Source organism: Photobacterium sp. Ph5 (genome assembly GCF_022129445.1).
Classification (GTDB): Bacteria; Pseudomonadota; Gammaproteobacteria; order Enterobacterales; family Vibrionaceae; genus Photobacterium.
The window spans coordinates 16,633-38,750 of record NZ_JADQAQ010000042.1 but is presented as its reverse complement, the minus strand read 5'-3'; the positions used below and the strand labels follow the sequence as shown (position 1 = coordinate 38,750).

The following is a 22,118-nucleotide window of genomic DNA, read 5'->3' as shown; positions in this document are numbered from 1 at the left end:
CTTGAAGTATAGGAGATAATTTAACAGTGGCTGTTAAATAGTGGTAATCAGGAATTTAAATGTAATAGCGAAATAATGCGTTTGATTTAAATGTCTGTGCAATTAATGAAGTAAAAAAATGCGATGTGAGTAATAAAAATGTATAAGTATTGTGCAATGCAAATAATTATACGTGCTTTTATTCTATCAGGCGTTTCTGTGAAGGGGGGCTGTTTTTGAATTGCTATCATTAATCAGTGGTTTTTTAATTGACGTTACTCACGTTTTTAAAGGTTTTTTCTGGTTGGTTTTTATTATTGTTTACGTATTGAAATAATATTTTTCAATAAAAAGATAATAAGAAATGAATATTGAGAACAATATAAAAGTTAAAATTTAAGTTCATTATGACGCTCACTTTTTTGTTTTAGATCAAATAAACAATTAACCAAGCAGGTAAAACAATACTATAAAGGTATTTGAGAATTCCTTTGTGAAATTAACGAAAGCATTTTTACGAGAGTGTTTTGGTAATTAGTTTTATTGATATTAAGGTGAGTATTATGAGTAGTGCATTTTATATTCCTACAGTTAACTTTATGGGTGCTGGTTGTCTTACCCAAGCAGCAGATGCGATTAAATCTCACGGTTTTAAAAAAGCATTAATTGTTACTGATAAAGTATTGAACCAAATTGGTGTTGTCACTCAAGTGGCTGTATTGCTCACTGAGCGTGATATTGATTCTGTGGTTTATGATGGTACTCAACCAAACCCAACGATTAAAAACGTTGATGAAGGTTTAGCGTTACTAAAAGAAAACCAATGTGATTTTGTGATTTCATTAGGCGGTGGTTCTCCACATGACTGCGCGAAAGGTATTGCGCTATTAGCTGCGAACGGTGGTCAAATTGGTGACTACGAAGGTGTTGATCGCTCTGCAAAAGCACAGCTCCCTGTGGTTGCTATTAACACTACAGCGGGTACTGCATCGGAGATGACCCGTTTCTGTATCATTACTGATGAAGAGCGTCATATTAAGATGGCGATTGTCGATAAAAATACAACCCCATTGATATCAGTAAATGATCCTCAGTTAATGTTGGCAAAACCTGCATCATTAACCGCTGCAACAGGGATGGATGCATTAACTCACGCGATTGAAGCGTATGTTTCAACAGCTGCAACACCCATTACTGATGCTGTGGCGATTAAAGCGATTGAGTTAATTCAACAAAACCTACGTACCGCAGTGAAAGAAGGTCAGAACCTTAATGCTCGTGAGCAAATGGCGTATGCGCAGTTCATGGCAGGTATGGCATTTAACAATGCGTCACTCGGTTATGTACATGCGATGGCGCATCAGTTGGGTGGTTACTATAACTTGCCTCATGGTGTCTGTAATGCCGTTTTACTGCCACATGTTCAGCGTTATAACGCGCAAGTATCATCTGAGCGTTTACTTGACGTAGCAAAAGCGATGGGTGTGAATGTTGAAGATATGACAGCAGAGCAGGGGGCTAATGCAGCACTTGAAGCAATAGTGGCGCTATCTAAAGATGTTGGTATTCCACTTGGTTTAAAAGAACTTGGTGTGAAAGAAGAGGATATCGCATTACTCGCTGATAATGCGTTGAAAGATGCTTGTGGATTTACTAACCCTAAACAAGCAACCCATGAAGAAATATCACAGATCTTTATGGCTGCAATGTAATTGCTAAAGTCATGAGATAGTAAAAAGGCAATCAGATGATTGCCTTTTTTAATGGTTAATTTTTGTATTCGCTTAATTGCGTTAAAGCAGTGGGCTAAACATATAGAAAAAGCGCTCGATAAATTTATTCTTCATTGAACGTTTACTCCATTGTTCACGATCGATTTCGTCGGAATCAGCAATATAACTTTGTTGTAGCTGGCTGAGCTCTTGTGTGAAAACGATATTATCGACCGCCATCGTTACTTCAAAGTTAAGCCATAAGCTTCGCATATCAAGATTTACGGTACCAATTAGGCAATGGCTATCATCAATGACCACTGATTTTGTGTGTAATAACCCGCCGTGGAAACGGTGGATATGTACCCCAGATTCAAGTAAATCACTAAAGAATGATCGGCTTGCCCATTCCACCATAACTGAATCATTTTTACGTGGAATAACAATGTGTACTGCAATACCACGATCTGCGGCCCCTTTCATGGCATGTAATAAATGTTCACTCGGCACGAAGTAAGGGGTTGTGATAACAACAGATTTTTTTGCTTGGTAAATACTCAGTAATAATGCTTGATGAATAATATCATCTGGCATGCCTGGGCCAGATGGTATGACTTGTACTGTATCTTTGTGTGCAGTATCAAATGCACAGTTAGGTAATGGTGGTAAAAAGCGTTTTCCTGTTTCAACTTCCCAATCCCATGCTTGAATACAATTTAAAACTGAGACCGTTGGGCCAGAAATTCGTACCATGACATCGACCCATTGACCCACACCAGCATCAACTTTAAAGAATGCAGGATCGACTAAATTCATAGAGCCGGTGTAAGCAATATGATCATCAACCACGACAATTTTACGGTGTAGGCGTAAATCAAGACGACGGAAGAACATCCTAAATGGTGATACAGCTAAGGCTTCAACTAATTCGATGCCAGCACCACGCATTAACTTCGGCCAATGCGATTGGAAGAAGCGCATGCTACCTGCAGAATCAAGTAATAAGCGGACTCTAACACCACGTTTAGCCGCTTGAATTAAAGCAACGCCGACTTCATCAGCAAGCCCGCCAGGGTTCCAGATATAAAATTCAAGGTGGATTGAATGTTGTGCATGGTTTATGTCGTTAACCAGTGATCGTAAAATTTCTTGTGGCGAGGATTGCAAAGAAAGATCATTACCAATAAGTCCAGGTATACCTAATCTGTTTTCACATAAATCACTGATCGGCTTAGCAACCAGGCTCATATTTTGAGGTTGATGCCCTGGACAATCATTGAGTTGTTTAAACCAGTTAGCAAAAGGCAAAAACATTTCACGTGCACGTTCAGCACGTTTCTTACCAAGATTTAATTCACCGAATAATAGATATGCAATTACCCCACCGATAGGTACGATGTAAATGATCATCATCCATGCGAGCGATACTCCAACAACACGACGTTTAAATACGACGCGAACAGTAACCGATGCGATGAGTAACCAGTAGGCGAAAACGCCAATCCACGTTAAGACTTGATAAAATTGTTCCATCAAATGACTTCATTGTTTCATTAATACGTTATAGATATATAGTGCATTGAAAAGTGAAAAAAACCTAGTATTTAGGATGTTTATTAACTGAAAGTGAGTGAGAAATCAGTTTTTAACTGTTTAATTTAGTGCATGAATTATACCTATTCTTAATGATTGATTTGATAAGAAAGGAGATGTTGGTCAGATGGATATATAACATTTGATAGGGTGTTAATTTCACCCCTGACTTTTCCTTTTATATTGTGCTGGTATACTCGCTCGCTTATTTGTTCTAAGGCTGCCCTATGTTTACTCTTGTTTACCAACACCCTGATTTTTTAGTGATTAATAAGCACCCTGGTATCAGTGTTCATAAAGATGACAATGATCAGCCGTTGCTTGCAGCTGTTGCTGAACAGACTGGGGATGAAAAGCTGTATTTGATCCATCGCCTCGACAAAATGACATCAGGTTTACTATTGCTTGGGCGAAATAAAGAAGCGGCATCGATCCTATCTTCAAATTTTGCAGAGCGGGTAGTCGAAAAGTTTTATGTTGCGATAGGCACCAAAAAGCCAAAGAAAAAACAAGGTGTGGTGATTGGTGATATGTCCCGCTCACGTCGTAGTAGTTGGAAGTTAGAAAGTACAAAAGAAAATCCAGCTATCACCCAGTTTTTTTCAACAGCAGCAGGTGAGGGGCGACGTTTATTTTTATGTAAGCCTCATACGGGTAAAACGCATCAAATTCGTGTTGCATTACGCAGTGTAGGCTCTGGCATCACTGGTGATGAGATCTATGGCACTGAAGCGTCAGATCGTGGTTACTTACATGCTTATGCATTGTCTTTTCCTTATAAAGGTGAGACACAGTCTTTTATTTGCCCACCAACAGACGGTAAATTGTGGCAAGTGGCAGAGACACAGCAGGCGTTAAGTGATTGGAATCAGCCATGGCAACTAGAGTGGCCGACATTGGCTTATAAAAAGGCAAGTGTATAAAGTTATTTAAATGATTGCTGTGTTTTTCTGCAGTTTATTGGGAACTGTAGAAATCCTCAGCAATTAGTATTAGCGTATATCTTTGGTGCTATAACTATCAATAAGCTTAACGTATAATGGCTGTCTAGGATCAACCTAGTAAGAGAAAGACTATGCGTATTGCCCGCTCACGAGCTCATAGAAAGCAACTTCGTAATCAACGTCAACTTCGTCATTGTCGTTATCGAGCTCAGCAGTTTTTTCGATTAAAACACGCTACGTTCTATTCTCCTTATCTCCCAGAATTGAAACAGACTAACACTGGTATTTTTCAATTATCTTCACAGTTAATTTACCGTAATTATCCTGCATTTATACCGCTTTGTTCGCCTAGAGAAATTATGGCTTCAGTGGTACCAACGACCATATTATTAGCGGCTTGAGTAATATAAGATGTAGAAACTGGTATTCTTGTGGTCAGTGTATAAAATAGCGCCCTTAATTCACTATATAGTTTGAAATTATGGAAATAAGTGCATTACCCACTTTAGAAGCTCATCTACTAACAGCCTTGTCTTCACCGCCTAACGAAGTTCGCCGATTCTTTCATGGGCGTGGACGTTGCTGGCAAGGGTTAGAGCAAATAACGGTTGATTGGCTACAAGGTCAAGTACTTGTTTCCTTGTTTAAAGAGCCTTCTACTGAGTTCTTAGCTGAACTTACCACTTTGCTTATTAACCTGACTAAAACAGCAGAATGGCAAAACAGTGGTGCGACATCGCTATTACTTCAACATCGTGATCGAGACGGCTCCCCGATGGAGGTGATGTGGGGTGAAACGTCAGAATATCAAGATGTGATTGAAAGTGGTCTAGTGTATAAGCTAGATCTGGGGCGTAAGCAGAATAATGGCTTATTCCTTGATATGCGATTAGGCCGTGATTGGGTTCGCGAGCAAGCAGCAGGTAAACGTGTATTGAATTTATTCGCTTACACCTGTGGTTTCTCAGTTGCTGCGATTGCTGGTGGCGCAGAGCATGTTGTGAACCTTGATATGGCAAAAGCAGCATTAAGCCGTGGTCGTGATAATCACCATTTAAATAAACATGATTTAAAGAAAGTCAGTTTCTTAGGTCATGAACTATTTAAGTCATGGGGAAAGGTGCGCAAATATGGCCCATACGATCTCATTATTATTGATCCACCTTCATTTCAGAAAGGTAGCTTTGCGCTCACGAAAGATTACCAAAAGATCTTACGTCGCTTGCCTGAATTGTTAACCGAAAACGGTACAGTGTTAGCGTGCGTGAATGATCCGAGCATTACTTCAGCTTTCTTAATTGAAGGTATGGCTGCAGAAGCCCCAGAGCTGGTGTTTGAAAAACGTCTTGATAATCCACCAGAGTTTAAAGATATTGAGCTAGAAGGTGGTTTAAAGGCATTGATATTCCAGCGCAACTAATTGAAAAATAGAAAATAGAGACAACTAATTTCTTATCCCTTATGTTTTTAATGTAAGGGATTTTTTGTATCTAATTACTACGTTACTAGTGATAAAAATGGATAAATCATCACATAGCCATATATTCAACCTTACTAACTTGTTCATAATTAAGGCTAATGTTGCAATTTTGTAGCAGCTGACAAATACTGAAAAGATAGAACATATAAAAAAAACGCAGGATTGTTAGTTCGTTTAGGGTAGACACATAACAAAACATAGATTAAGGATGAGTCAATATGTTTAAGTCTTTTTTTCTCGATCGACGCTGGTTTTTATGGTCGATTTTAGGTAGTGCCTTAATTCTGTATGTGACTTGGTACAAAGTGCAGATTGATGTTGAGGTGAATGAATGGTTTGGGACATTTTATGATTTGATCCAGAAAGCACTGGCGAAACCTCATGCGGTTACGTTTGATGAGTTTCTTTCTGGTTGTATCGAGTTTTTTAATATTGTCTCTGTTTATATCATTATTGCCGTGATGCTTGATTTCTTTGTTCGTCACTATGTTTTCCGTTGGCGAACAGCGATGAATAATTACTACATGTCACACTGGGATAAAATTCACCATATTGAAGGTGCTTCGCAGCGTGTTCAAGAAGACACTATGCGTTTTGCACGTATTGTTGAAGGGTTAGGGGTGAGCTTCATGCGCTCATTAATGACGTTAGTCGCCTTCCTACCTATTTTATGGGTGCTGAGTGAAAACATTACTGAACTACCGTGGATAGGTGAAGTTGACCGATCATTAGTGTATTTAGCTATTATTTCTGCCTTGTTTGGGACAGTTTTACTGGCGATTGTTGGTGTCAAATTACCTGGACTTGAATTTAAAAACCAAAAAGTTGAAGCGGCATATCGGAAAGAGCTGGTTTTTGGTGAAGATCAAAGCACTAGAGCACAGCCAGAGACAGTTGGCGAGTTATTTTTCAACGTACGTAAGAACTACTTTAATTTATATCGTCACTATCTTTACTTTGATATTGCGAAATGGTCATACATTCAATATACCGTCATTGTGCCGTATATTGCGTTGGGACCTGCTATTGTATCTGGGGCATTAACGCTCGGCGTGTTGCAGCAAATTTTACGTGCCTTTGGTAAGGTAGAAGAATCTTTCCAATTCCTTGTTCATTCATGGAGCACCATTGTTGAATTAATGTCTATTTATAAACGTCTTAAAGCATTTGAATTGCAAATAGACGAAGCGATTGCAGCAGAACAAGTGCCTGCAGATTAAGTAGGATTATGCTGAAATAATGTGATGGCAGATTTTAAATAGAGAATGGAAAAGCCCGTACAAAATGATCATTGGTACGGGCTTTTATCGTTGTGAAAATGAATGTTAATTCAGTGATTCACAAGAGTCTTTAGATACTGTTTGCTGCGCCATTGTACGACCACTGATATCTTTGATCGTAATTAGGTAATCTACGCCGCTATCAAATAATGGTTTTATTTCTTTGTTATTACAATAGTTTCTTGCAGCAGCCTTGACAGCATTTGATGGTGAAACACGACTTTTCCCACCATAAATAACATTAATCTTAACGGTACTTCCCGACGCGTAAGCTTGCGTAATTTGGTAAGCATCAATTTTTGGATAAGGTGCTTTACTATCAATAGCAGCCGCGCGGCTTTTTGCTAATGTTTCTGCAATTTGTTGCTTTTCATGAGAAGCACAGCCACTAAGCAGTAATAAACCTAATGATGCAGTGATTAGCGCTTTGCTTATAGTTAATTTCACAATCTCGCCCTTAAATAAATTATGGAAGCACTTTTTTGAATGGCTTCACAATCACATTAGCGTATACGCCTGCATCAATATAAGGATCTGCATCTGCCCATTGTTGTGCTTGTTCTAAAGAAGCAAATTCAGCAATAACAGTCGAGCCTGTAAATCCTGCATCACCTGGATTCTCACTATCAATAGCAGGCATAGGACCTGCAACTAACAAGCGACCTTGTTCTTGTAAATCTTTTAAACGTGCAAGATGTTTTTCACGAACGCTCATACGTCGCTCTAAGCTATTTTCAACATCTTGAGAAAAAATGACGTACCACATTATTGTTCTCCCTAATAAAGTACAGAAGTGATAGCAGTAAGGTGTCGCTGGCTATCTTGTTGTTCTATTTCCCCATAGTAACCAATAAAAAAAGCACTAACTAGACGTTAGTGCTTTTTTGTCGGCTAATGTTGTACTTGTTAGCGAAATATTGCTGCGTTTGATTATGCTTTTACGATAGGGCGCGGACGACCTTCACTATTAATTGCAACATAGTTAAATGTAGCTTCACACACACGGTAGCGATCACCAACAGCTTCAACATCAACAGGCTTAACCCAAACTTCAAGACCTACGCTCATGGATGTATTACCAATGCGCTTACATTCACCGTAACAACAAACCACGTCACCAACACCAACAGGGGCTTTAAACTCTATTTTATCAACAGAGACAGTCACAACACGTCCGCCGGAAATTTCTTTAGCAAGGATAGCGCCTGCTAGATCCAACTGGGACATGATCCAACCACCAAAGATATCACCATTGGCGTTGGTGTCGGCTGGCATGGCAAGCGTGCGAAGCAGAAGCTGTCCGCGAGGGATATTATTTTCAGTGTTCATGATTTACAACTTTACTGGTTATTGTCACTTTTCGGTAAGTGGCGATAAATGTAGCCACCGGTGAGGAAGGTAAAGAGCAGCGTTAATGCTAATAGCCCAAATACCTTAAAGTCTACCCATATATCTAGCGGGAAATTGAATGCAATATAGATGTTTACTGTAGCACAGACAACAAAAAACACACTCCAAGCAAGGTTAATTCGTAACCAAATTGATTCTGGTAAAGTAATTTCTTTACCTAGCATACTTTTGATCAGTGGTTTACCCATAAATTGGCTGATCAATAAGGCTAAAGCAAAGATGGCGTAAATGATGGTGACTTTCCACTTAATGAAGTTTTCATCATGGAGAAAAATCGTTAAACCACCAAAAATAGCCACTAATACGAAAGTAACAAGTTGCATTTTTTCGACTTTTTTATAGATGAACCAAGTCAAAGCTACCTGAACCGCTGTTGCTGCAATTAAAGCGCCTGTGGCGATAAAAATGCCACTCGTTTTGAATAAAATAAAGAAAATTATAAGGGGGATAAAATCTATTAATTGTTTCATTACAACAACTCATTTTTAATAATTATTGATAGTATACCTTTTTAGAATCATGAATGAAAAATGTTCAAAAAAGCGACTTTTCACGACTGGATGAGAGAGTAGCTTGAACGTTATGAATATGGTTTATTTTTGAGTCGGTTGCTGCTCGAACAGGCTATTAACAATGGCAACGGTTAAATTCGATATTTTCTGCTGAGTTTGGAGAAATAGACTAAGTAATAGATGAAGCTGGAAGAGTAATTTTATGCAGATATAAATAGTAAAAAGCCTATCAACGAGAAAGTGGTTTTCAGGGGATAGGCTTTTATTAATAAATGTTTTGAAGGTTTTTTAGCCTTTACTTGCCGCTTTCATTGCTGAAATAAATTCAGCCAGTTTTGCAAGCATTTGGTTATTGTCATCAAGATTTTGCTCAATGATTTTTACTACAGCGGATCCTGAAATTGCACCCGCCGCACCCGCTTCAATAGCATCACGGACTTGTTCTGGTGATGAAATACCAAAGCCTAAAATGGCTGGTGGGGCATTATGTGCTTTAAGGCTTGAAAGCAAATGATCAATTGGCATGCCTGCTTTAGTTTCAGCCCCCGTTACACCTGCGCGTGATAACAGGTAAGTGTAACCACCACCGAGCTCAGAGACCGCCTGTAGTGTTGCATCATCAGCATTAGGTGGCGCAATAAAAATAGGGTGAACACCGTATTTATTTGCCGCATCACGAAACTCTTGTGACGCATTAACGGGAACATCAGCAATTAATACTGAATCAACTCCTGCTTTTGCACACTGCTGATAAAAGTTATCGATGCCAGCGGCAAACACAAGGTTAGCGTACATCAATAACCCGACTGGCACGTCTGGGTATTTCTGACGAATTTGTGTTAGTAATTCAAAACACAAGGTTGGTGTGGTGCCTGATTCTAATGCGCGAATGGTTGCACCTTGAATGGTAGGACCATCAGCGAGAGGATCTGAAAATGGAATACCTAATTCTAAAGCATCAGCGCCAGATTCAACCAAGGTATCAATGATCTTCATTGATTGTTCTGGTGTTGGATCGCCAATGGTAACAAAAGGCACAAAAGCGCCTTCATTGCGCTCAGCTAATGTGCTGAATAATTGTTGATAACGATCCATTATAGTGCTCCTTTTTCCTGCAAAATATCGTGAACAGTAAAGATATCCTTGTCACCACGACCTGATAAGTTAACAACCAGCAATTGTTCTTTTTCTGGCTCAGCATGAATAAGCTTCATTGCATAAGCTAATGCATGAGCAGACTCAAGCGCAGGAATGATTCCTTCTTTACGGGCGAGCAATTGGAATGCATCCAGTGCTTCATCATCAGTCACAGAGCCGTATTCAGCACGACCTGTTGCATTTAAGTGAGCATGTTGTGGACCGACAGATGGGAAATCAAGACCTGCTGATACAGAGTAAGACTCTTCAACTTGACCGTGTTGATCTTGCATCAGTGGTGCTTTCATACCAAAGAAAATACCCAAGGTTCCGTGTTTAAGAGGTGCACCATGCATATCGGTATCTAAACCTTTACCGGCAGGCTCTACACCAATCAGTTTCACATCTGTTTCTTCAATGAAATCCGAGAACATACCGATGGCATTTGAACCACCACCGACACAAGCAATAACCGCATCAGGTAGGCGACCTTCTTTCTCTAAGATCTGGGCTTTAGTTTCTTCACCAATAATATGCTGGAATTCTCGTACAATCGTTGGGAATGGGTGAGGGCCCGCTGCAGTACCTAGCAAGTAGTGTGCTTTGTCATAACTTGCAGACCAATCGCGCATTGCTTCATTACAAGCATCTTTTAAGGTTGCAGAGCCTGAGTGGACAGGAATGACTTCTGCGCCCATCAACTTCATACGGAATACGTTAGGGCTTTGACGTTCAACATCTTTAGCACCCATATAAACGCGGCATTTAAGGCCGAGTAGTGCACAAGCAAGTGCGGTAGCAACACCGTGTTGACCGGCACCTGTTTCAGCGATGATCTCGTTTTTACCCATGCGTTTAGCAAGTAATGCTTGACCTAACACTTGGTTAGTTTTGTGCGCGCCACCGTGTAATAAATCTTCACGTTTCAGGTATAGCTTTGTTTTTGTCCCTTTCGTCAAGTTCTGACATAGCGTTAGGGCAGTTGGACGACCAGCGTATTCTTTAAGTAGTGTAATAAATTCTTGTTGAAAACTTGGGTCTTGCTGCGCTTCAATAAACGCATCTTCCAATTGGTCTAATGCAGGCACTAAAATTTGTGGTACATACTGACCACCAAATTCGCCAAAAAAGGCATCTAATTTACTCATAATTATTTATCGTCCTTAATATCTTTGATTGCCGCGAATGCCGCACTCAATTTATTCGGGTCTTTTTTACCTGGCGCACTTTCCACACCAGAATTTAAATCAAGGCCATCAAATCCTAATGCTGCCGCTTGTTGTGCGTTGTCTGCATTTAAGCCACCAGCCAGTAATATACCTTTGCGATCGCCGCTTTGGATCAACGACCAGTCGAAGCTTGTCCCTGTACCACCAGTTTGATTACCTACTTTACTATCAACAAGGTGTTTATCAACTTGGTATGCTGATAAATCAGGTAAAGCATCTGATACCCCGTGGGCTTTCCAAATTTTACATTGAGCTGGAAGTTGTGCTTTTAGCTCATTAATGTATTGCTGTGTTTCTGTGCCATGTAGCTGCACAACACTTAGTACCAGTTGTTTTACTGTATCGACAATTGTTTCAAGTTCTGCATTTTGGAATACGCCAACATAGTCGAGTGGGGCACCTGTCATCACATGGCGTGCTTGCTCGATATCCACACAGCGAGGGGATGCAGGAATAAAAATTAAACCGCCGTAAACGGCACCATTTTGGTAAGCGATAGTGGCGTCTTTCGCTTCGGTTAATCCGCAGACCTTGTTATCACCAAGTAACACACGACGCACCGCAAGATCGAGGTTATCTTCTGCCATTAACGAGCTACCAATTAAAAAACCATTGGCATATTGAGATAACTGGCGAATTTCTTGATTGCTGTAAATGCCAGACTCTGAAATCACAATCGTGTCTGGTGATAATTTCGGAGCAAGTTGCTTGGTGCGGTCTAAATCAATACTTAAATCGCGTAAATTACGGTTGTTAATACCGACAACTTTCGCTTTTAAGTTAATCGCACGTTCAAGCTCTTCTTCGTTACTCACTTCGGTCAAAATGCCAAGATTTAATTGATTGGCAACATCAGCAAGAGTTTGGTATTCCTCGTCATTAAGGACTGACAACATAAGCAAAATAGCATCCGCTTGATAGTGACGAGCTAGATAGACTTGGTAGGTATCAACCATGAAGTCTTTACATAGTACGGGTTGACGTACTTGACCACGGACTTGAGGGAGAAACTCAAAGTTACCTTGGAAGTACTTTTCATCGGTGAGTACTGAAATCGCACTGGCGTAGTTGTTGTACACACTAGCAATGTAATCAAGATTAAAATCGTCTCGGATCAAACCTTTTGATGGTGAGGCTTTTTTACATTCAAGAATGAATGCAGGACGATCTACACCATTATCAGTATTGGATGATAACGCTTGGTAGAAGTCGCGATCACTAGGGACGAGATCATGAATAAATGAATCAAGTGGCTGTGATGCTTTACGTGCTTCTACCCAAATTTTTTTGTCAGCAACAATTTTTGCTAATACGGTTTCCATGACTATCCTCGTGCTGCCAATTTTTCAACTAATTCAAAAGCTTTGCCTGATTGCATGACTTCAATGGCTTGTTGCGTATTTTGTTTAAGATCTTCTTGACCGAATAAACGTAATAGCAGGGCTACATTTACTGCCACCGCACCAACTTGGGCAGGCGTACCTTTACCGGTTAAAATGTTAGTGATAATGGCACGGTTCTCTTCTGGTTCTCCGCCTTTAATCGCCTCTAAAGGGTAGGTGTCCAAACCGAAATCAGCAGGAGTTAGGGTGTATTCGGTGATTTCGCCATTAATGATTTCCGCAACATGAGTTTCACCATGAATAGCCACTTCATCTAAACCACTGCCGTGAACGACTGCTGCACGCTTCATGCCCATGGTAGCCATGGTCTCAGCTATCGGGCGAACTAAGCTATTGTCGTAAACACCCATAAGTTCAATGTTAGGTTTTGCTGGATTAATTAAAGGCCCCAGTACATTGAAGATGGTGCGTGTTTTCAATGTTTGACGTACAGGCATAGCATGGCGTACACCACCGTGATACTCAGGCGCGAACAAGAAACACACGCCAAGTTCATCTAATGCGCCACGCGCGTTTTCAGGTGTCATCGCAAGGTTGATACCAAACTTATCAAGTAGATCTGAAGAGCCTGATTTGCTTGAAACGCCACGGTTACCGTGTTTCGCCACTTTAATGCCACACGCAGCGGCTACAAACGCTGCTGTAGTTGAAATATTGATGGTATTGGCCCCATCACCACCAGTCCCTACGATGTCAGCAAAGTCATAATCTGGGCTTGGGAAGTTGTTGGCGTTGGCGACTAAAGCGCTCGCGGCTCCAGCAATTTCTTGCGGCGTTTCACCTTTAATTTTCAGTGACGTTAGTACAGCTGAAAGAATGATAGGATCCACTTCACCTTTGATGATTGCATCAAACAAGGTGTGGCTATCTTCTTGGCTCAGAGATTCTTGATCGTAGAGTTTATTGGCAATGTCGTAAATTTTGTGATCCATAATCATCTTCCTTAATGCTTTTAGTTATTCGGTTTCGTTACGACTCATCACCCAGTTCAGCGTGTGCGTTAATAGCTCTGCACCTTGCGTTGTGAGGATTGATTCTGGGTGAAATTGGAAACCACATACTTTATCTTGTTCATGTAAAACAGCCATTACCAGTCCATTTACATCGGCAATGGTTTGTAGTGTTTCGGGGACTTCTGTTGCCACTAATGAATGGTAACGTGCAATTGAGAGAGGGTTAGGTAAATTGCCAAATACCGCATGTTGGTTATGGCTCATCATTGCTGCTTTACCATGGACAATTTCACCTGCCCCTGAAACTTTACCGCCGTAGGCTTCAACAATCGCTTGTTGTCCTAGGCAAATCCCAATCATAGGAACTTTACCTTTCACGCGTTGGATCAGTTCAGGCATACATCCGGCGTTAGCTGGTGCACCAGGTCCCGGTGATAGTACTAAAACGGGATGAGTTTTCTCCTCTAATGCGTTTTCAACTTGTTCTGCGGTCAAGTTATTACGGTAAATCGTTACTGGATGACCGAGAGAACGAAACTGATCAACAAGGTTGTAAGTAAACGAATCAAAGTTGTCGAGTAGCACAATATGGGCTGGGGTTGTGTTTGTCATTGTGGTTCTCCTTAACCTTGATGTGCGGTGCGAATAGCGTTAATCACCGCTTGCGCTTTACCACGCGTTTCATCGGCTTCTGCTTGTGGAATGGAGTCGTAAACCACGCCAGCACCAGCTTGAACACTCGCAATACCATTTTCAACGTAGGCTGAGCGGATCACGATACAAGTATCCATATCACCGTGACCGGTGAGATAACCGACAGCACCGCCATAACTGCCACGGCGACGTTGTTCAACATCACGGATAAGCTGCATAGCTCGGATTTTCGGTGCCCCTGTTAATGTACCCATGTTCATACACGCTTGGTACGCATGAAGGGCATCAAGTTCGCCACGCAATTGACCAACCACGCGAGAAACTAAGTGCATCACATGGCTGTAACGATCAACTTTCAGTAAATCAGCAACGTAACGGCTTCCTGCTTCACTGATCCTTGCGACATCATTACGTGCTAAATCCACTAACATCATGTGTTCAGCATTCTCTTTTTTATCGCAACGTAGCTCTAATTCAATACGACCATCTAAATCAAGGTTAATTGAACCGTCGCTGTTTTTGCCTCGTGGTCGAGTACCTGCAATCGGGTATATCTCAACTTGGTTTGAGTCTGAACAATATTTCAGTGCACTTTCAGGAGAGGCGCCAAAGAGGGTGAATTCTGAGTCTTGCAAAAAGAACATGTAAGGGCTTGGGTTGCCAATTTTTAGTGCTTTATATGCCGCGAGCGTTGAAGGGCATGGCAAAGTAAATTGGCGTGATGGCACTACTTGGAACACATCGCCATTGATAACGTATTGCTTAAGATCGTTAACAGTTTGGCAGAAATCTTCATCACTAATAGACGCTTCTGGCTCACATTTCGCTAATACTTGTGCGGGAGGCACAGGCTGAGGGTTTAAACAGATCTCTTTAATCGCTTGTAGGCGACGACTTAAATCATGATAGCTATTGGTGTAGTGCTCGCCACCAAATAAAGTCGCTTGCAGTGTGCCTTTACGACGTTGGTGATCGATAATCAACAAGGTTTCGGCAATATAGAAAATATAGTCAGGACAGTTATTGTCTTGCTTCACTTCTGGTAGCGGCTCAAAATCAGCGACTAAGTCATACGCAAATAGACCACCTAAGAATAAAGCTTCTTTTGGGTGGTGCTTGGTATCAAAGGCATGTTGGATCAAACGTAGAGCATCGAATGATGAGGTTTGGCGTAAGCGGCTATCCTCATCAATATCATGAGCGTGGGATGGAAATACCAAGGTTAATGTTTTTCCATTTAGTGCTGCATGAATATCGTTAGGCAGTTGGCTTTGTAAATGCGTAATGACATTCACACCATTACTTGTTAGTGCTTCCAACGTGACTTCTTTACCGCGGCAAACAATACGTACTGCAGCATCAACAAGCATTAAGCTCTTTAAATCTTGCTTAGAATCAACTTCTGCTGATTCTAATAAAAGGTTGTGCGGGCGATCGCCACAAACTGAAAAGTACAGTTCTGTGGGATCGGCAACATAAGGTACATCAAGGCTGAGAAGATCGATCTCATTAGCAGCTAATGTATTTTGCCCTAGTGGATGATTTCCTATTGAGTGAGTATTCACAGCGTTCTCCCTGCCGCTTCCACAAACGGTTTTAATTCCTGCATTAATTGTTCAAACATTGGTGCGGTTAATGCTTGATGGCCATCAGATAAGGCTTCACATGGGTTTAAATGTGATTCGACAATGATGCCATCGGCGCCAACAGCAGCCGCTGCGCGTGAGAGTGGGATCACTAACTCACGAATACCTGTTCCATGGCTTGGGTCTACCAGCACGGGCAAATGGGTATGTTGCTTTAAATAAGCGACCGCATTGAGATCCAATGTATTTCTCGTTGCTGTCTCAAACGTTCTAATACCACGTTCACACAAAATGATATTTGGGTTACCTGCATCATAAATATATTCAGCAGCGAGTAGCAATTCCTCGATAGTGGCTGAAAGTCCGCGTTTGAGCAAGATCGGTTTTTTACTTTCACCGATAATTTTTAACAAACCATAGTTTTGCATATTTCTCGCACCAATTTGAAAACAATCAATATATTGAGTCATTTTTTCAACTTGGCTCACATCCATGACTTCAGATACGGTAGGAATACCGAGCATGTCATTGGCTTTTTTTAACAATTTTAACCCTTCTATCCCTAAACCTTGAAAATCATAAGGGCTGGTGCGGGGTTTATAAGCGCCGCCTCGCAGTGCCATAGCGCCATGAGATTTCACCATTTCAGCAACAGATAATAATTGTTGCTCTGATTCGACTGAGCAAGGGCCTGCAATAACAGCAAAACGATCGCCACCTACTGCGGCAAAGCCAAAACGTACCACTGTGTTGTGGACTTGAACTTCTCGGCTAACCAATTTGTATTTAGTTAAAATGGGTTTTACCGTTTCAACTAAAGGGTTTGCTTCTATATTTAAGCTTTGTAAAACACGTTCATCACCTAATGCACCTAACACAATGCGTTCACTGCCTGGCATATATAGCGGTTTTAATCCGACACTGTCGATTTGAGCCAGTAGGCTATTGGCATCAGCTTCTGTCGCTTGCGGTTTTAAGACAATAATCATGAGGTCATCCTTGTAAATGGTCGCAGTGAAGGCTAGGTGCAGTGCCCGTTTTATTTTTTATCTTGTTAAATTTGGCGTTATAAAAAAGCCCGCTTTGATGGCGGGCTCGTTGTTATTTTGCTGAGTTACAGCTAATCACACCGCCCGTAAATAGGAGTGCCACCACCAATTATTGAAGAAAACGCATTGTTGATTTTGAATTTGCTGTAACATGTAAGAGTCCTATTAGGTATTAGTTACATTTTTGCTATCAGCTAAATGTACATGATGCCTCTCAATCAAGTATTGGATACTTGGTATTTATGTACTAGTAGACTAGTTCACGATTATAAAGTCAAGAATAAAACTTATGTTGTTTGATTTACATAGCCATACTACAGCGTCTGACGGTCGCTTAACGCCGCAAGAATTAGTTCGACGGGCCGTAGATATGCGGGTCGACATCCTGGCAATTACTGATCACGATACGGTTGCTGGCCTACATGAAGCGCATACTGTCATAGAGCAAGAAGCCTTGCCTATCACATTAATTAACGGTATTGAAATCTCTACCGTGTGGCAAAACTTTGATATTCATATTGTTGGGCTTAATATAGACCCACAAAATCCAACGTTAGTGACGTTTATTGAGCAGCAAGTAGAGCGTCGACTTGAACGTGCTAAAGAAATTGGTGCGCGACTTGAAAAAAACAGAATGCCAGGGGCATTTGAAGGCGCTGCTAAACTTGCGGGTGATGCATCGATCACTCGTGCACATTTCGCCCGTTGGATTGTTGAACAAGGTTATGCGAAAACTATGCAGGCGGTGTTTAAGAAATTCTTAACACGCGGAAATCCCGGTTACGTACCGCCAAATTGGTGCACTATCGCCGATGCTATTGATGTGATTCATGCCGCTGGCGGTAAAGCGGTTATTGCCCATCCTGGTCGTTACAACATGACGGCAAAATGGCTTAAGCGATTAATCCAGCATTTCATTGAAGCGGGTGGTGACGGTATGGAAGTATCGCAGCCTCAGCAAGCACCGCAAGAACGACGTACCTTAGGGGATTACGCCATACAATTTAATTTACTTGCTTCACAAGGGTCCGATTTTCATTACCAATCACCTTGGACTGAATTAGGACGTAACTTGTGGCTCCCTAAAGATGTTCCAGCGATTTGGCATGATTGGGAAGTTGAGAAAAAGCGAGTAGAGGTAGAAATTCAGGCTGAGCCTGCTGCCTCAAAGGAGGAATAATGAGTCAATTTTTTTATGTTCACCCAGAAACACCCCAAACACGTTTGATTAAACAAGCGGTAGAAATTATTAAAAATGGCGGTGTCGTGGTTTATCCAACGGATTCTGGTTATGCCCTTGGTTGTCAGTTAGAAAACAAACAAGCACTAGAGCGTATTTGTCAGATCCGACGCCTAAACGAAAAGCACAATTTCACTTTGTTATGTCGTGACTTATCTGAGCTATCTTTGTATACCCGTGTTGACAATATCGCTTTCCGTCTATTACGCAATAACACCCCAGGCGCATACACCTTTATCTTTAAAGGGACAAAAGAAGTGCCTCGTCGTTTAATGAACGCAAAGCGTAAAACGATTGGTATTCGTGTACCTGATAATGCGATTGCATTGGCGTTACTTGAAGCGTTAGGTGAGCCACTAATGTCAACTAGCCTTATTTTACCGGGTAATGAAACAACAGAAGCGGATCCCGATGAAATCCGCGACAAGTTAGAGCATGCGGTTGATTTGATTATGCATGGTGGTTACTTAGGCGAGCAGCCAACAACCGTGATTGATTTTAGTGAAGGTGAAATTGATATTGTTCGAGTTGGTGCCGGTGATGTGACACCGTTTGAATAATTAAATGGTTTGAAAATTCAGTAACTCTAATAAAAGCAAATAGTTAGTTTCTAGCTGTTTGCTTTTTTGTTTTTAACCCTATTTTATTTCTTTGATTTTCCTGTAAATAACCTCGCAATCGACTATCTTTTTATAGCTAACTTTGCCTTCTTTTGGCATAATGCGCGCCCACATTCTGATAAAAAGTGAGTTGTTAATGCCTCACACAGAATCCAAATTAATGCTATTCGCATAAATGGTTTTGGTTAAGTAACTCTCTGATTTTAAATTGGAAAGTATTGTCCGGAATCTTTTGATGAGTATTTCGACGCCTGTGAAGGCGACAAAGGTTTGTCTATAATGAGTGAAAAATTACAGAAGGTATTGGCACGAGCTGGCCAAGGATCACGTCGTGAAATCGAATTAATGATCCAAAACGGTCGAGTGAGTGTTGATGGTGTCGTTGCTAAACTTGGCGATCGTCTTGAAGATTTATCAGTAAGTGTTCGCATTGATGGTCATAACATTGAGCTGATCTCTTCTGATGAAGAAATTTGCCGTATTCTTGCTTACAACAAGCCAGAAGGTGAGCTATGTACTCGTCACGATCCTGAAGGCCGCCGTACTGTATTTGATCGTCTTCCTCGCTTAAACACTGGCCGCTGGGTATCAGTAGGTCGTCTTGATGCGAACACCTCAGGTTTATTGTTGTTCACAACAGATGGTGAACTTGCTAACCGCTTAATGCACCCAAGCCGCACAGTTGAACGTGAATACATGGTTCGTGTATTTGGTGAAGTGACTGAGCAAATGGTTAAGAACGTTGTTAAAGGTGTTGAACTAGAAGATGGTTTAGCACGCTTTGAAGATGTTGTTTACGCTGGTGGTGAGGGTATGAACCATACTTTCTACGTAGTGATCACTGAAGGTCGTAACCGTGAGGTTCGTCGTTTATGGGATTCTCAAGGCGTTACTGTTAGCCGTCTAAAGCGTGTTCGTTACGGTGATGTTTACTTAACGAAAGATATGCCTCGTGGTGGTTGGAGTGAGCTTGAGCTAAAAGAAGTGAATGAGCTTCGTGCAACAGTTGAGCTTCCACCTGAGACTGAAACAGCATTAACTGTTGAAGGTCAAAAACGTAAAAAAGGTATTCGTCAGATCCGTCGAGCTGTTCGTCGTCACGAAGAGCGTGTAGAAACGGGCGGTGGTCGCGGTCGTCGTGGTCGTGGTAACGATCGTCGTAACCCTGGCTCTAGCCGTAATGCTGAAGTTGAAGCTCAATCAAACGAGCGTCGTGGTAATGGTCGTTCGCAGCCAGCAAAAGGTCGTGATAATCGTGACAGTCGCGATAACGGTAAGCCACAATCATCAGGTCGCCCACAAACATCGGGTAAACCGCAATCATCAGGTAAGCGTAAGCCTTCAGGAAATGCAGCAAATCGCCGCAACCCTTTAGCCAATAAACCTGCTAAACCACGTACTCGTAAGTAATTGGTTTAGACTATAAGAATAATTAAAAGCCGACCTAGTGTCGGTTTTTTTGTATCTGGTAAACCACGTGGTATAACTCAAGAGGCACTGAGTAAATAGTGTGAATATTGCTGTGATGCACTTTACTGTGAAGGGATGCTAAATATATAACGAATAGTCAGTGAGTATAGCAATGTTAGATACATTGAAAGAGCAACAACGGGGGCGATTGATCACGGTCTTTGGCGTGATGGTATTAAGTTTTGATACGCTACTCGTGCGTTTAATTGATAGTAATGAATGGACATTAATTTTCTGGCGCGGCTTCTTACCTGCTGTCATGTTGTTTATTGTGCAGTGGTATTCAGATAAAAAATTGATCACGCAACATTTATTACGCCCGTCATTATTAACCTTAATTACCGCAGGATTGTTTAGTGCATCCACCATTTGTTTTGTGTTATCACTGAATAATACCCAAGTGGCCAGTACTTTGGTGATCACTAATACCGCACCGTTATTTACGGCAGTGATTGGTTTCTTCTTCTTAAAAGAGAAGTTAGATAAGGCAACAATTATTGCGATTATTATTGCTGTGGGTGGAATAGGGTTAGTGTTTGGCTATCATCCCACCATTGACGAGCTGAGAGGCGATTCACTTGCTTTGGTTTCTGCTGTTGCAATAGCCGTTTACCTTGTTGCACTTCGTAAGACCCAAGGGCAATTAGGCTCTATTTATATTATTCTGGCTGGTGTATTTACATCGATTATTTCGCTCTCTGTTGGCGCTAAACCGTTCGCCCTAGATATGCAACATGCTATTTATATGTTCTTACTCGGTGGTGTTGTGATCCCATTGTCTTTCTATTTAATTGCACATGGGCCACGTTATTTACCCGCAGCTGAAACCAGTTTGATCTTGTTACTTGAAGTGCTTTTTGGTCCGTTGTTGGTATGGTTGATCATTGGGGAAACACCAACAGCCAATGTGTTGTTAGGCTCAACTGTCGTTGTACTGACCTTATCCTGTTTATTTGCTTGGCAGTGGCGAAAACAACTAAAAACACCACGTCATTAACACTAGATTTAGCTTGTAAAAAAGCCGACATTGCGTCGGCTATTTTGTTTATATCTCAATGTTTAGCTTTATTCTTCTTCACAATGGCTGTGAGACGATGTTGGCTTAGGCTGAGCATCAATACATTTACCAGAAATATGACGGCTTTCAGGGCCCATTAGATACACATAGAGCGGTATGATATCTTTTGGCGTCTTAAGCTGTTTTGCATCTTCAGCAGGGAAGGCTTTTGCGCGCATTCCTGTTCTAGTACCACCAGGATTTATTGCATTTACTTTTACATTGGTGTTACTTAATTCATCAGCAAGGACTTGCATCATGCCTTCTGTTGCGAATTTTGAAATGGCATAACTGCCCCAAAATGCACGACCACTATGACCAACGGTTGATGATGTGAAAATAATTCTGCCATCAGGAGACTTCTTTATAAATGGAATAACAGCCTGAGTTAATAAAAACTGGGCTTTCACATTTACTTGCATGACATCATCAAAGGTTGACTCTTCAATTTGTTCTAGTGGGCTAAGTACGCCCAAGATCCCTGCATTATGTAATACGCCATCAAGACGACCAAATTGTTGCTCGATGGTATCCACCATATCGAGGTAGTGCTGTTTAGTCGCGCCCATTAAATCTAAAGGAATAATAGCAGGCTGTGTGTAGCCTAGCGCTTCAATTTCATCATAAACGGTTTCGAGTTTTGCAACTGTTTTACCGAGTAAAATAACTGTTGCACCATGGGCTGCATATTGAATAGCGGCTTCGCGTCCTATGCCATCACCGGCACCTGTTACTAAAATGACACGATCTTTAAGAGAATCAGCAGCATTATGGTATTCCACGTTAGCATCCTTCTAATGTTGATTTTTC

The 22,118-nt window shown here is 41.2% G+C and carries 22 protein-coding genes and 1 other annotated feature; of the genes, 9 read left to right on the top strand and 13 right to left on the bottom strand.

Translation table 11 applies throughout. The features are described from left to right. Positions 1-542: 542 nt before the first annotated feature. Entirely contained in the window at positions 543-1,691 is a 1,149-nt protein-coding gene (yiaY, locus tag I3259_RS15410; RefSeq protein WP_238030435.1) for an L-threonine dehydrogenase, read from the top strand. 81 nt (positions 1,692-1,772) lie between these two features. Here the strand turns inward: yiaY and cls are convergent, their stop codons facing one another. Next, on the bottom strand, positions 1,773-3,224 hold the full coding sequence (gene cls, locus I3259_RS15405) for a cardiolipin synthase (RefSeq protein ID WP_238030434.1): 1,452 nt from the start codon (positions 3,222-3,224) through the stop codon (positions 1,773-1,775). A 287-nt stretch (positions 3,225-3,511) separates the two neighbouring features. Between cls and I3259_RS15400 the strand changes: the two genes are divergently transcribed. From I3259_RS15400 to sbmA, 4 genes are all read left to right on the top strand, one after another. Further along, positions 3,512-4,207 carry a TIGR01621 family pseudouridine synthase gene (locus I3259_RS15400; RefSeq protein ID WP_238030433.1) on the top strand — a complete coding sequence of 232 codons (696 nt, stop codon included), beginning with the start codon at positions 3,512-3,514 and terminating at the stop codon, positions 4,205-4,207. Positions 4,208-4,359: 152 nt separating this feature from the next. Then, positions 4,360-4,629 (top strand): hypothetical protein, encoded by a 270-nt coding sequence (locus I3259_RS15395; RefSeq protein ID WP_238030432.1) that lies wholly within the window; start codon positions 4,360-4,362, stop codon positions 4,627-4,629. A gap of 80 nt (positions 4,630-4,709) precedes the next feature. Further along, positions 4,710-5,648 (top strand): class I SAM-dependent methyltransferase, encoded by a 939-nt coding sequence (locus I3259_RS15390; RefSeq protein WP_238030431.1) that lies wholly within the window; start codon positions 4,710-4,712, stop codon positions 5,646-5,648. A 278-nt stretch (positions 5,649-5,926) separates the two neighbouring features. Further along, positions 5,927-6,928: a peptide antibiotic transporter SbmA gene (gene sbmA / locus I3259_RS15385; protein ID WP_238030430.1), complete on the top strand. Its 1,002-nt coding sequence runs from the start codon at positions 5,927-5,929 to the stop codon at positions 6,926-6,928. Between the two features lie 105 nt (positions 6,929-7,033). Here the strand turns inward: sbmA and gspS2 are convergent, their stop codons facing one another. The 11 genes from gspS2 to aroF form a co-directional block, all read right to left on the bottom strand. Then, on the bottom strand, positions 7,034-7,435 hold the full coding sequence (gene gspS2, locus I3259_RS15380) for a type II secretion system pilot lipoprotein GspS-beta (RefSeq protein WP_238030429.1): 402 nt from the start codon (positions 7,433-7,435) through the stop codon (positions 7,034-7,036). A 19-nt stretch (positions 7,436-7,454) separates the two neighbouring features. Continuing rightward, positions 7,455-7,754: a YciI family protein gene (locus I3259_RS15375; protein ID WP_006646989.1), complete on the bottom strand. Its 300-nt coding sequence runs from the start codon at positions 7,752-7,754 to the stop codon at positions 7,455-7,457. Between the two features lie 164 nt (positions 7,755-7,918). Beyond that, positions 7,919-8,317 carry an acyl-CoA thioester hydrolase YciA gene (gene yciA / locus I3259_RS15370; RefSeq protein WP_238030428.1) on the bottom strand — a complete coding sequence of 133 codons (399 nt, stop codon included), beginning with the start codon at positions 8,315-8,317 and terminating at the stop codon, positions 7,919-7,921. Positions 8,318-8,328: 11 nt separating this feature from the next. Next, the gene (locus I3259_RS15365) at positions 8,329-8,868 is read right to left on the bottom strand and encodes a septation protein A (RefSeq protein WP_238030427.1); all 540 of its coding nucleotides are present in this window, start codon (positions 8,866-8,868) and stop codon (positions 8,329-8,331) included. A 330-nt stretch (positions 8,869-9,198) separates the two neighbouring features. Next, positions 9,199-10,005, bottom strand: coding sequence for a tryptophan synthase subunit alpha (gene trpA / locus I3259_RS15360; RefSeq protein WP_238030426.1), 807 nt, complete (start codon positions 10,003-10,005; stop codon positions 9,199-9,201). Further along, positions 10,005-11,195, bottom strand: a complete 1,191-nt coding sequence (trpB, locus tag I3259_RS15355) for a tryptophan synthase subunit beta (RefSeq protein WP_105060545.1) — start codon at positions 11,193-11,195, stop codon at positions 10,005-10,007. The genes trpA and trpB overlap by 1 nt, the downstream gene beginning before the upstream one ends. A gap of 2 nt (positions 11,196-11,197) precedes the next feature. Next, positions 11,198-12,598 (bottom strand): bifunctional indole-3-glycerol-phosphate synthase TrpC/phosphoribosylanthranilate isomerase TrpF, encoded by a 1,401-nt coding sequence (gene trpCF / locus I3259_RS15350; protein ID WP_238030425.1) that lies wholly within the window; start codon positions 12,596-12,598, stop codon positions 11,198-11,200. A 2-nt stretch (positions 12,599-12,600) separates the two neighbouring features. Continuing rightward, the gene (trpD, locus tag I3259_RS15345; protein ID WP_238030424.1) at positions 12,601-13,611 is read right to left on the bottom strand and encodes an anthranilate phosphoribosyltransferase; all 1,011 of its coding nucleotides are present in this window, start codon (positions 13,609-13,611) and stop codon (positions 12,601-12,603) included. A 24-nt stretch (positions 13,612-13,635) separates the two neighbouring features. Continuing rightward, positions 13,636-14,244: an aminodeoxychorismate/anthranilate synthase component II gene (locus I3259_RS15340; RefSeq protein ID WP_238030423.1), complete on the bottom strand. Its 609-nt coding sequence runs from the start codon at positions 14,242-14,244 to the stop codon at positions 13,636-13,638. Positions 14,245-14,255: 11 nt separating this feature from the next. Then, entirely contained in the window at positions 14,256-15,851 is a 1,596-nt protein-coding gene (locus I3259_RS15335; RefSeq protein ID WP_238030422.1) for an anthranilate synthase component 1, read from the bottom strand. After that, positions 15,848-16,861 (bottom strand): 3-deoxy-7-phosphoheptulonate synthase, encoded by a 1,014-nt coding sequence (gene aroF, locus I3259_RS15330; protein WP_238030421.1) that lies wholly within the window; start codon positions 16,859-16,861, stop codon positions 15,848-15,850. The genes I3259_RS15335 and aroF overlap by 4 nt, the downstream gene beginning before the upstream one ends. 79 nt (positions 16,862-16,940) lie before the next feature. Beyond that, positions 16,941-17,035: a sequence feature (Trp leader region), on the bottom strand. Between the two features lie 175 nt (positions 17,036-17,210). Here aroF and I3259_RS15325 point away from each other — a divergent pair. The 4 genes from I3259_RS15325 (at position 17,211) to I3259_RS15310 (ending at position 21,248) form a co-directional block, all read left to right on the top strand. Further along, entirely contained in the window at positions 17,211-18,101 is an 891-nt protein-coding gene (locus I3259_RS15325; RefSeq protein WP_238030420.1) for a PHP domain-containing protein, read from the top strand. Next, positions 18,101-18,721 carry an L-threonylcarbamoyladenylate synthase gene (locus tag I3259_RS15320; RefSeq protein WP_238030419.1) on the top strand — a complete coding sequence of 207 codons (621 nt, stop codon included), beginning with the start codon at positions 18,101-18,103 and terminating at the stop codon, positions 18,719-18,721. Before I3259_RS15325 ends, I3259_RS15320 begins: the two co-directional genes overlap by 1 nt. Positions 18,722-19,060: 339 nt before the next feature. After that, complete coding sequence (gene rluB, locus I3259_RS15315; RefSeq protein ID WP_005370804.1) at positions 19,061-20,191, top strand: 23S rRNA pseudouridine(2605) synthase RluB; 1,131 nt, start codon at positions 19,061-19,063, stop codon at positions 20,189-20,191. Positions 20,192-20,363: 172 nt separating this feature from the next. Continuing rightward, positions 20,364-21,248, top strand: a complete 885-nt coding sequence (locus I3259_RS15310; RefSeq protein WP_238030418.1) for a DMT family transporter — start codon at positions 20,364-20,366, stop codon at positions 21,246-21,248. Positions 21,249-21,316: 68 nt separating this feature from the next. Here I3259_RS15310 and I3259_RS15305 read toward each other — a convergent pair whose 3' ends face one another. Then, a complete protein-coding gene (locus I3259_RS15305; RefSeq protein WP_238030417.1) occupies positions 21,317-22,090 on the bottom strand; it encodes a YciK family oxidoreductase in 774 nt (257 codons plus the stop codon). Between the last annotated feature and the right edge of the window lie 28 nt (positions 22,091-22,118).